The organism is Mycobacterium sp., from assembly GCF_035499775.1.
Classification (GTDB): Bacteria; Actinomycetota; Actinomycetes; order Mycobacteriales; family Mycobacteriaceae; genus Mycobacterium.
In genome coordinates this window covers 20,806-31,118 of record NZ_DATJYB010000226.1, presented here as the reverse complement: position 1 = coordinate 31,118, position 10,313 = coordinate 20,806, and the positions used below count along the sequence as shown (strand labels likewise).

Annotated in this window: 10 protein-coding genes; 5 read left to right on the top strand and 5 right to left on the bottom strand. The window is 69.2% G+C overall.

The annotated features are described in order from the left end of the window. Positions 1–1,293: primosomal protein (locus tag VML93_RS15210; RefSeq protein WP_325611839.1), on the bottom strand; the 1,293-nt coding region annotated here is incomplete at its 3' end. 48 nt (positions 1,294–1,341) lie between these two features. Next, positions 1,342–2,211, bottom strand: a complete 870-nt coding sequence (locus VML93_RS15205; RefSeq protein WP_325611837.1) for an alkaline phosphatase family protein — start codon at positions 2,209–2,211, stop codon at positions 1,342–1,344. Between the two features lie 202 nt (positions 2,212–2,413). On the opposite strand from VML93_RS15205, the gene upp reads away from it, so the two are divergent. Next, entirely contained in the window at positions 2,414–3,037 is a 624-nt protein-coding gene (gene upp / locus VML93_RS15200; RefSeq protein ID WP_325611835.1) for a uracil phosphoribosyltransferase, read from the top strand. A gap of 1 nt (position 3,038) precedes the next feature. Here upp and VML93_RS15195 read toward each other — a convergent pair whose 3' ends face one another. Next, complete coding sequence (locus tag VML93_RS15195; RefSeq protein WP_325611833.1) at positions 3,039–4,616, bottom strand: phospho-sugar mutase; 1,578 nt, start codon at positions 4,614–4,616, stop codon at positions 3,039–3,041. Next, on the bottom strand, positions 4,613–5,407 hold the full coding sequence (locus VML93_RS15190; protein ID WP_325611831.1) for a purine-nucleoside phosphorylase: 795 nt from the start codon (positions 5,405–5,407) through the stop codon (positions 4,613–4,615). The genes VML93_RS15195 and VML93_RS15190 overlap by 4 nt, the downstream gene beginning before the upstream one ends. A 56-nt stretch (positions 5,408–5,463) precedes the next feature. On the opposite strand from VML93_RS15190, the gene VML93_RS15185 reads away from it, so the two are divergent. From VML93_RS15185 to VML93_RS15170, 4 genes are all read left to right on the top strand, one after another. Beyond that, complete coding sequence (locus VML93_RS15185) at positions 5,464–6,123, top strand: cutinase family protein (protein WP_325611829.1); 660 nt, start codon at positions 5,464–5,466, stop codon at positions 6,121–6,123. 35 nt (positions 6,124–6,158) lie between these two features. Next, positions 6,159–7,355, top strand: coding sequence for a M20 family metallopeptidase (locus VML93_RS15180; RefSeq protein WP_325611828.1), 1,197 nt, complete (start codon positions 6,159–6,161; stop codon positions 7,353–7,355). After that, the gene (locus tag VML93_RS15175) at positions 7,352–8,521 is read left to right on the top strand and encodes a M20 family metallopeptidase (RefSeq protein ID WP_325611826.1); all 1,170 of its coding nucleotides are present in this window, start codon (positions 7,352–7,354) and stop codon (positions 8,519–8,521) included. Before VML93_RS15180 ends, VML93_RS15175 begins: the two co-directional genes overlap by 4 nt. A gap of 111 nt (positions 8,522–8,632) precedes the next feature. Continuing rightward, a complete protein-coding gene (locus tag VML93_RS15170; RefSeq protein ID WP_325611825.1) occupies positions 8,633–9,520 on the top strand; it encodes a hypothetical protein in 888 nt (295 codons plus the stop codon). A gap of 243 nt (positions 9,521–9,763) precedes the next feature. Here the strand turns inward: VML93_RS15170 and VML93_RS15165 are convergent, their stop codons facing one another. Further along, complete coding sequence (locus VML93_RS15165; RefSeq protein ID WP_325611824.1) at positions 9,764–10,243, bottom strand: gamma-glutamylcyclotransferase; 480 nt, start codon at positions 10,241–10,243, stop codon at positions 9,764–9,766. Between the last annotated feature and the right edge of the window lie 70 nt (positions 10,244–10,313).

Sequence of the window (10,313 nt, the reverse complement as noted above, 5' to 3'; positions counted from 1 at the left end):
CACGTAGGCCACCAGCTTGCCCAGCGGCCGGCTGGTTTCCAGCGCCTTGTCGACCGTGGTCTCCTCGGAGTACGCACCGATGTCGCGGAGCAGTTCGACCGCCAGGTCGAGCTGCTCGCGGTCCACGGCGTCCGGCCCGTCCCCGAAATCGTCGGACAGCCCACTCAGCACGTAGACGTTGTCGTCGGTCACGTCGACCGCAAGCGAGCCGTCGGTGGCGGCGGTGCGGATGTCGTCGTAGGTGCTCAGATCGGACAAGTCGTGGTCGTGCTCGTCGGCGAGATAGCGCGCCAGGGATCGCTCGGAGCTGAACACGCTGATCCGGCCGTTGCGGCCCAGGAAGATCGGGCGATCGTCGAAGTAGCACCGAAGCGTGTAGAAGGTGCCCGCACCGGTCATGATCTGGATCGGGTCGATGCCCACCTGCAGCCAGAAGTCCTCGTCGCTGCCCAGCACGACGGTGTCGCCCGCCGCGCGGTCCTCCTCCTCTTCGTCTTGTTCGTCTTCTTCGGCATCGTCTTCTTCGGCTTCTTCGTCCTCTGCGTCCTCGTCTTCAGCTTCTTCGGTCTCGCCGGTCTCGTCGGTCTCGTCGCTCTCGTCGCTCTCGTCGGTGTCGTCCGTCTCGTCGGCCTCGTCGGCCTCGTCGGCCTCGTCCGTGTCGGCCTCTTCTTCTTCCGCCTCTTCCTCTTCCTCGGGCTCTTCGGCCAGCTCGTCGGCGGCCTTTTCCGATTCCTTTTCGTCGACCTCCGGCGTGCTGACGATCTTGTCGATCGCGCCGAGCACGTCGTCCCAGCTGCGGCCGATGATCTCAGCGAGCGCATTCCAGCGCTTCTGGCCTGCCTTGCCGGTGAAGTTCGAAAGTCCGCCCGAGACCGTGCCCAGCGTCGGGTTGCCGTTGAAGAACTTGGACACCGCGGCCAGCTCGCACACCGATCCGATGGACGACACGATCGCCAGGGTGGCCGCAAGCGAGGTCACCGACGCCTCGGTGGGTTTCTCGGACACCAGCTCCTCGACAGCGACCAGGTCGAACTCCTTGTCGTCGTCCGGTTCGAAGCTATGCGCGTGAGCCTCGGTCAGGACCTTCCAGGCGGGGTGGTCGACGAGATCGTTGTCGGAGTCGGAGCGTACGAACGCGACCAGGTCAGCGACGGTCTCGAAGCCGAACAGGTCGTCATCCTTGCCCAGAAACGCCTCCCACTCGTCGCCGGAGTCGCGCCAGCGGGGTGCCCACACCGTGTAGCGGTCACCGTCGGACAGGCTCAGGCGGATGGGCACGAGAGCAGCAACCATGCGGCACAGAATAGCGACGACCCGGCGCGGCGCCCGTTCCGGTAGTGGTTACCCGCCCCAGATGGTGGCGATGACCGGGGCGTTCGCCGCATTGCCCGTCTTGGGCAGCCCGTACATCTGCTCCAGCGTGGCGAGCACGTTGTAGTGGTTGATCTGCTCGTTGTAGGTCCCCGGCTGCACGTGTGCGCCGTAGAAGACCGTCGGGATCTGGTTACGACTGCCTTGAACACCGGATTGGTCGTCCTCGTCCCAGGTGACGATCAGCAGGCTGTTGTTGGACTTGGCCCAGTTGGCGTAGCCGGACAGCTGACGGTTCAGCCACGCGTCGCCCTGGGCGATCGAGCCGTCGTGCATGTTGTTGTCGTTGTCGGGGATGACGAACGACACCGTCGGCAGGCTGGCGAAGTTCCCGGACGGAAACGCCGAGAACGGCAGCGAGTTCGCCGGCGGTACGTTGCTGAAGTTGGCCCAGGGCACATGCTTGCGCGCGTACTTGCCCGCACCGCAGACCGTCGAGCCGGCCGCCGGCAGGCCTTCGGCGAATCCCACGAAGGTGTGACCGGCGGCCAGTAGCTCAGAGCCGAGATTGGGCAGGGCACCGCCGTTGACCGGGCAGCTGTCTTTCGCCAGACCGAACGTGTCGCCCGCGAACAGTGCCAAGTAGTTCGGCTCGCTGGGATGTGTTTCGGCGAATGACTGGGTCATCATCGCCCCGCCCGCGGCCAGTGCGTTGATGAACGGAGCCGACTTGTTGCCGATGATGCTGGCCTGTGAGCGGTTCTCCTCCACCACGATCACCACGTGGTCGGGCGTCGGAAGAGTGGCCGCCGCAAGGCGCAGTCGAGCGGCAGTCGTACCCCAGGGGAAGGCCAGCACCCCGATCGCCGCCACCGCGCAGAACAGCCGCAGGGCTCGCATCCGGGGAGTATATGGGCGGTTTTGGGCCGCCGACCGGACGGACGAAAGCGTGTCAGCGGAGCTTCTTCGGATCGTTACCCGGGCTGGATGACGGCGACCCGCTGCGCCCGGCTTCGCCGTGCTTGCGATCGCCGGGCTGGATGACGGCGACCCGCTGCGCCCGGCTTCGCCGTGCTTGCGATCGCCATTAGGCTCCAAAGCCGTGGACGTAAGCGTCATCGACCACCCACTGGCCGCTGCGCGATTGACCGCGCTGCGCGACGAGCGCACCGACAACGCCGCGTTCCGGGCCGCGTTGCGTGAACTCACGCTGATGCTGGTCTACGAGGCCACCCGGGACGCGCCCAGCGCGCCGGTCCCGATACGCACGCCGTTGGCAGAGACGGTGGGGTCGCGGCTGGCCAAGCCGCCGCTGCTGGTCCCGGTGCTGCGGGCCGGGCTGGGCATGGTGTACGAGGCGCACGCTGCGATACCGGAGTCCCGGGTGGGCTTCGTCGGCGTGGCCCGCGACGAGGAAACCGCGCAGCCGGTGCCGTACCTGGAGTCGCTGCCCGACGACCTCTCCGACCTGCCGGTGATGGTGCTGGACCCCATGCTGGCCACCGGCGGCTCGATGACGCACACCATCGGGCTGTTGCTGCGCCGCGGCGCGACGGACATCACCGTGCTCTGTGTGGTCGCCGCGCCGGAAGGTCTTGCGGCCGTTGAGAAAATCGCGCCGAATTTGCGGTTGTTCACCGCGGCGGTCGACGACGGGCTCAACGAGATCGCCTACATAGTGCCAGGTTTGGGTGACGCGGGCGACCGCCAGTTCGGGCCGCGCTAGCTCACCAGCCTTTCACCGCGGCGACCAGCTCGTCCCGCAGCGTGCGCGCCCGCTCCCGGGCGGTCTCCAGGTCCGCGGTCACCGCGCAGCGAACTTCCAAGTAGCACTTCAGCTTTGGTTCGGTTCCCGACGGCCGCACCACCACCCTGGCCGACATGTCGTCGTCGCCGCCGGTGAAGATCAGCGCGTCGGTGATGTCGGTCATGTTCGCGGTGAATCCACCCAGCCGGCTCGGCGGGTCCGCCCGAAGCCGTTGCATCAGGGCGGCGGCCTCGTCCGCGTCGGCGACCCGGCGTGACACCGCGGCAACGTCGTGCACGCCATGTCGTCGGGCCAGCTCGTCGAGCAGGTCGGGCACCGAACGGCCCCGACTTTTCAGCTCGGCCACCAGATCGCAGAACAACACCGCCGCGCTGATGCCGTCCTTGTCGCGCACGGCGGCGGGGTCGACGCAGTGCCCGATCGCTTCCTCGTAGGCGTACACCAGGGTGCCGGCGGGCAGGCCCGCGTCGGCGCGCGCCAGCCATTTGAAGCCGGTGAGGGTCTCGACGTGCACGGCGCTGTAGTGCGCCGCGATCGCGGCGAGCATCCGCGACGACACCACGGTGCTGGCCACGACCGAATGTCCAGTCTGACGCCTCAAGATGTAATCGCCCAGCAGCCAACCGGTTTCGTCGCCCGAGAGCATCCGCCAGCCCTGCGCGGTCGGTATCCCGACGGCGCACCGGTCCGCGTCGGGATCCAGGGCGATCGCCACATCGGCGGCGACGTCCTCGGCCAGGGCTAGCAAGGCGTCGGCGGCGCCGGGCTCCTCGGGATTGGGGAACGCGACGGTGGGGAAGTCGGGGTCCGGCGCGAACTGGCTGGCGACGGTGTGTACGTCGCGGAACCCGGCGCGGCGCAGTGTCTCGACGGCCACCGCGCCGCCCACACCGTGCAGCGGCGTCAGGGCTACCCGGACCGTGCCGGTGCCGCGTCGCACCGTCGCCGCGCGGTCGATGTAGCGGTCGAGCAGGTCGGCGTTGGCGGGTTCGACTGGCCGGCGGGCGATCTGGTCGGCCGGGGGAGCGGCGGACATGGCCGCTTCGATCTGGCGGTCGGTGGGCGAGACGATCTGGACGCCGCCGTCGAAGTACACCTTGTAGCCGTTGTCGGACGGTGGGTTGTGCGACGCGGTGATCTGCATTCCGGCGGCGGCGCCGGTGTGGCGCACCGCGAACGCCAGCACCGGCGTAGGCGCCGGATCGGGCAGCATCAGCACGGAAAAGCCCTCAGCGGCAATAACTTCCGCCGTCGCGGCCGCGAATGCCGCGGAGCCGTGCCGGGCGTCACGGCCGACGATCACCACCGCACCGGCCCGCTCTTGCTCCTTGAGCACCTGTGCCACCGCCCAGCTGGCGCGCGACACCACCGCGAGGTTCATCGCGTCCGGTCCGCCGCGTACCGGCCCGCGTAATCCCGCGGTGCCGAACGTCAGCGGCCGGGCGAATCGCGCCGCCAGTTCGTCAGGACCACACGCGGCGAGCTCAGCGGCCGTCGCCGGGTCGGGGTCGTGCGCGATCCACTCCTCGGGCGTCACGGCACTTTGGCTATGACATCCGCCAGCAGGGAGCCGATCCGGGTCGCCGACGCGGCGCCCGCCGCGAGCACCTCGGCGTGACTGATCGGTTCACCGCTGATCCCGGCTGCCAGGTTGGTCACCAGCGAGACGCCCAGCACCTCGGCACCTGCCGCCCGGGCCGCGATGGTCTCGTGCACCGTCGACATGCCGACCAGGTCGGCGCCCAGCAGTTTCAGCATGCGGATTTCGGCGGGCGTCTCGTAATGCGGCCCCGGCATGCCCGCGTAGACGCCTTCGGCCAGGCCCGGATCGGCCTCGCGGGCCAGCCGGCGCAACCACGGCGAGTAGGCGTCGGTCAGGTCGACGAACTCCGCGCCGACCAACGGCGACTGCGCGGTCATGTTGAGGTGGTCGCTGATCAGCACCGGCTGGCCGACCTGCATGTCTGCACGCAGTCCGCCGGCCGCGTTGGTCAGCACGACGATGCGCGCCCCCGCCGCACAGGCCGCCCGCACCGGGTGCACGACGTGGCACAGGTCATGGCCCTCGTATGGGTGCAAGCGGCCGGCCAGCACCAAAACCCGTTGCCCACCGATCCGCATCGACATCAGCTGGCCGCTGTGCCCCACTGCGCTCGGCGGCGTGAACCCAGGCAGTTCGGCCATGGGTAGCACGGCGGTCGGGGTGCCCAGCGCCGCGACGGCCGGAGCCCAGCCGGACCCGAGAACGATTGCGACGTCGTGCTCGGGTGTCTCGGTGCGTTCGGCGATCACCTGTGCCGCGATCCGTGCGAGCTCGCCGGGGGTCACACTGGGCGAGCCTAGCGGCGCGATGGCGAGCGCGGGTATATGTGAGGATCTGCCGTATGGGTCTTCGTGGGTGGCCGCTGGTCGGCCTGGCCGTCGCTGTCGCCGTGGTAACGATCATCAGCGGGCGGGCACCGACGGCAGCAGCCGACGGGTGTCCGGATGTCGAGCTCATCTTCGCCCGCGGCACCGCCGAGCCGCCCGGCTTGGGGCAGATCGGCGACGCGCTGTTCGCCGCGCTGCAGCCTGCTCTCGGCTCGCGCACCGTTCAGGCGTACGCGGTGAACTATCAGGCCAGCTACAACTTCCTGACCACCGGCGACGCCGCCAACGACGCGCGGGATCACGTCGCCTTCATGGCCGGCCAGTGTCCTGCCACGCACCTGGTGCTCGGTGGCTTCTCGCAGGGCGCCGCCGCGGTCTCGATGCTGGCGGGCGTGCCGCCCCTCGGCCAGCGCATCGGCAACTTCGGATCGGCCCCGGCGCTGGATCCCGGCCTGGCCGGCAAGGTCGCGGCGGTTGCGGTATTCGGCAACCCCGGCAATCGCTTCAACACGCCCCTTTCCACAGCCGGCCAGTTCGCCGGCCGCGCCATCGACCTGTGCAGCCCCGGTGATCCGATCTGCGTCGTCGGTGGTCGCGACCGGGATGCGCACCACGACTACGACTCACCGCCCTACCCCGGCCAGGCCGCGGCATTCGTCGCCGGACGGGTTTGACCGTCGCCGACGCGTCTCGGTGGGATACTGCGAAGATGCCGGAAGCCAGCGCAGTGGACATCGTCGAGGATGTGGTGCGGCGTCGCGGCGCCGATCTCGTCGAGTTGTCCCACTCGATCCATGCCGAGCCGGAGCTGGCGTTCGCCGAACACCGCAGCTGCGCCAAAGCGCAGGCGCTGGTCGCCGAGCGTGGTTTCGAAATCACCTCGCCCGCTGCCGGTTTGGACACCGCTTTCCGCGCGGACTTCGGCAGTGGGCCGTTGGTGGTCGGGGTGTGCGCCGAGTACGACGCGCTGCCCGAGATCGGACATGCCTGCGGCCACAACATCATCGCGGCGTCGGCAGTGGGCACCGCGCTGGCGCTGGCCGAGGTGGCCGACGACCTCGGCCTGACGGTGGCACTGCTGGGAACTCCCGCCGAAGAGGCCGGCGGAGGCAAAGTACTGATGCTGCGGGCCGGGACGTTCGACGACGTCGCCGTCGCGGTTATGGTGCATCCCGGGACGACCGACATGGCCGGGGCGCGCTCACTGGCGTTGTCCGAGGTCACCGTCGAATACCGAGGCAAGGAATCGCACGCCGCCGTCGCACCGTATCTGGGGATCAACGCCGCCGATGCCGTAACCGTCGCGCAGGTTGCCATCGGGGTGTTGCGGCAGCAGATGGCCCCCGGACAACTGGTGCACGGCATCGTGACCGAGGGCGGTCAGGCCGTCAACGTCATCCCGGGCCGCGCGGCGCTGCAGTATGCGATGCGGGCGATCGAAATAGACTCGCTGCGCGAGCTGGAGGGCAGGATGTTCGCTTGCTTTGCCGCGGGCGCGCTGGCCGCCGGCTGCGAATACGAAATCGGCACTCCCGCACCGGCATACGCCGAACTCAAGCCCGACGCCTGGCTGGCCGACCGGTGCCGGGAGGAGATGCGCCGGCTCGGACGCGACCCGGTGGCGCCCGACGTCGAGTGGAGGCTTCCGCTGGGCAGCACCGACATGGGCAACGTGACGCAGGCGCTGCCGGGGATTCATCCGGTGATCGGCGTCGACGCGGGCGGCGCGACGGTTCATCAGCGAGCCTTCGCCGACGCGGCCGCAAGTCCCAGCGCCGACCGCGCGGTGATCGAGGGAGCGATCATGCTGGCGCGCACGATCGTCCACCTCGCCCAGACCCCCGCCGAACGGGACCGGGTGCTGGCCGCTCAGCAACTCAGGCGGGCTAGTGAGGTAGAGGTATGAGCCTCGTCGACACTGCCGAATCGTGGCTGGCCGCCCACTACGACGATCTGATCGCCTGGCGCCGGCACATCCACCGCTATCCGGAGCTGGGCCGGCAGGAGTACGCCACCACGCAGTTCGTCGCCGAACGGTTGGCCGACGCGGGGCTCAACCCCAAGGTGCTGCCCGGCGGGACGGGGCTGACCTGTGACTTCGGGCCCGAGCATCAACCGAGGATCGCGCTGCGCGCCGACATGGACGCGCTACCGATGGCCGAGCGGACCGGCGCGCCGTATGCCTCGACGATGCCCAACGTCGCGCACGCCTGCGGCCATGACGCGCACACCGCGATCCTGCTGGGTACGGCGCTGGCCCTGACGTCGGTGCCGGAGCTGCCGGTCGGTGTGCGGCTGCTCTTCCAGGCCGCCGAAGAGCTGATGCCCGGCGGCGCGATCGACGCGATCGGGGCCGGCGCGATCAGCGGTGTGTCGCGGATCTTCGCGCTGCACTGCGACCCACGGCTCGAGGTGGGCAAGGTCGCGGTCCGGCAGGGGCCCATCACCTCGGCGGCCGACCAGGTCGAGATCACCCTGCATTCGCCGGGTGGACACACGTCGCGCCCGCACCTGACCGCCGACCTGGTCTACGCGCTGGGCACGCTGATCACCGGGCTGCCCGGGGTGCTGTCGCGGCGCATCGACCCGCGCAACAGCACCGTGTTGGTGTGGGGCGCGGTCAACGCGGGTGTGGCGCCCAATGCCATTCCGCAGACCGGGGTTTTGGCGGGCACCGTTCGCACCGCCAGCCGCCAGACGTGGGTGGATCTCGAGGACATGATCCGTGGCGCCGTTGCGGGCCTGCTGTCGCCGCTGCAGATCGACCACACGGTGGAATACCGGCGTGGCGTGCCACCGGTGGTCAACGAAGACGTCTCGACGCGCATCCTCACCCACGCGATCGAAGCTGTCGGCCCGGATGTGCTGGCTGACACCCGGCAGTCCGGCGGCGGCGAGGACTTCTCCTGGTACTTGGAGGAGATTCCGGGCGCGATGGCGAGGTTGGGCGTGTGGTCGGGCGAGGGGCCGCAGTTGGACCTGCATCAGCCGACGTTCGACCTCGACGAGCGGGCCCTGGCCATCGGGTTGCGGGTGATGGTCAACATCATCGAGCAGGCTGCCCTGTTCTGATCTGTCGCGAGCGCGCGCATATGTACGCGCAAACCGCCCTTTGGCCGGCATTTTGCGGACGCTCGCGGCGGTGAATTGCCGGGGCCGCGGGGGATGCTGAAGATACCCGGCATGCATGCGGAACTTTGTCGGCTGCTTGACGAACAGGGCGGAGTGGTCACCGCTGGGCAGGCCTTGACATTCCTCACCCGCCGCGGCCTGGAATCCAGCGTGAATCACGGTGCACTGCAGAAGATTTGGCACGGCATATACGGCCGCGGCGAGCTGACGCCCGGGTTGCGACTGCGTGGGCTCGACCTGGCAGCCGGTACGACGGTCGCGGCGTGCCTGGGTACTGCTGCGGCGGCTTACGGGTTCGACACCGAGCAACCGACGGATTTGCATGTGCTCAATCCGGTCGGCCGGCGCTTGCGCCCGACGGACGGCCTGGTAGTGCACCGTCGGGAGGGCGCGCCGCTGACCGTGGTCGCAGGAAGGCCGGTGACCACGCCCGCGTGGACGGCGGTCGAGGTGGGGCGCTCGCTGCGTCGGCCTCGTGTGCTGGCGACGCTGGACGCCGCGCTGCGCAGCGGCACGTGCACCCGCGACGAGCTGGAGCATGCGATCCGGAGGCAGTCTGGCCGCCGGGGCATTGTCACGGTCCGCGAGCTGCTGAGCTTGGCGAACCCGCTGGCCGAGTCGCCGATGGAGAGCGAGGCCCGGCTGGTCATGATCGACGGCGGAGTGCCGCCGCAGGAGCTGCAGTTCGAGGTTGTGGACGTCACTGGCCGGACCTGGCGTCTCGATTTCGCCTGGCCCGAGTATCGCGTCGCCGCCGAGTACGACGGCCTTGACTGGCACAGCGGGCCCGAGGCGTTGGTGCGGGACCGTCGTCGAACCGCCGCGCTGCTGGATCTGGGGTGGGTGGTCGTGCCGATCATTTTCGAGGACGTCAGGTACCGGCCCGCCGAACTGGTCCGGCGGCTCACTACGCGTTTGGAGCACGCGCGAGCGGCATAAGGTGCGCCGCGAGGGGCATGAGGTGTGCCGCGAGGGGCTGGGGGGTTTCCCGCGAGGGGCCGCAAATTGCCGGGGAGAAGGGCTTTTTGTTGTGCATTTGAGCGCGCTCGCGGCGGGTCTGTCTGGGGGGTTTCCCGCGAGGGGCCGCAAATTGCCGGGGAGAGGGGCTTTTTGTTGTGCATTTGGGCGCGCTCGCGGCGGGTCTGTGCACGCTCGCGGCAAGGGCAAAGGGCAAGAGGCCAGCTAGGCCGTAGTCCCAGGGCCGATATTGCGGGCCGGGCGGGTGCGCAGGTCATGCACGTATTCGTCGGGCGCGCCGGCGATCTCGGCCGCGTCGGCCATAACTCCCAGATAGCGCGCCGACGGCAGCCCGCCCTCCCAGGCGTCCAGCACATACAGCCACGCCAGGACGGGATCGATGGTGGTGTCTGAGGACACGCGCTCCACCCGGCAGCGGATCTTCTTGTGCACGCCGAACTCGGAGCCCTCCCAGCGGTCGAGGTTCTTCTCGTCCGCGTGTGTCATGTCGTAGAGCACCACGAAAACCCTGGAATCCGGGTCTTCGACGACGGTGGCCAGCGCCCCTTCCCAGCCGATGTCCTCGCCGCCGAACGTCAGCCGCCACCCCGGCAGCCAGCCCGTTCCGGCCATCGGCGAATGGGGTGCGCGCTGCAGCATCTGGTCGGGATGCATGTTCGACCCGTAGGCGGCATAGAGCGGCACGGGGGAAAGCTTAGACGGGACCTGCCCGCGTGGCCCGCACCTGAGGGGCCGAGCTGGCAATGATGCTCGG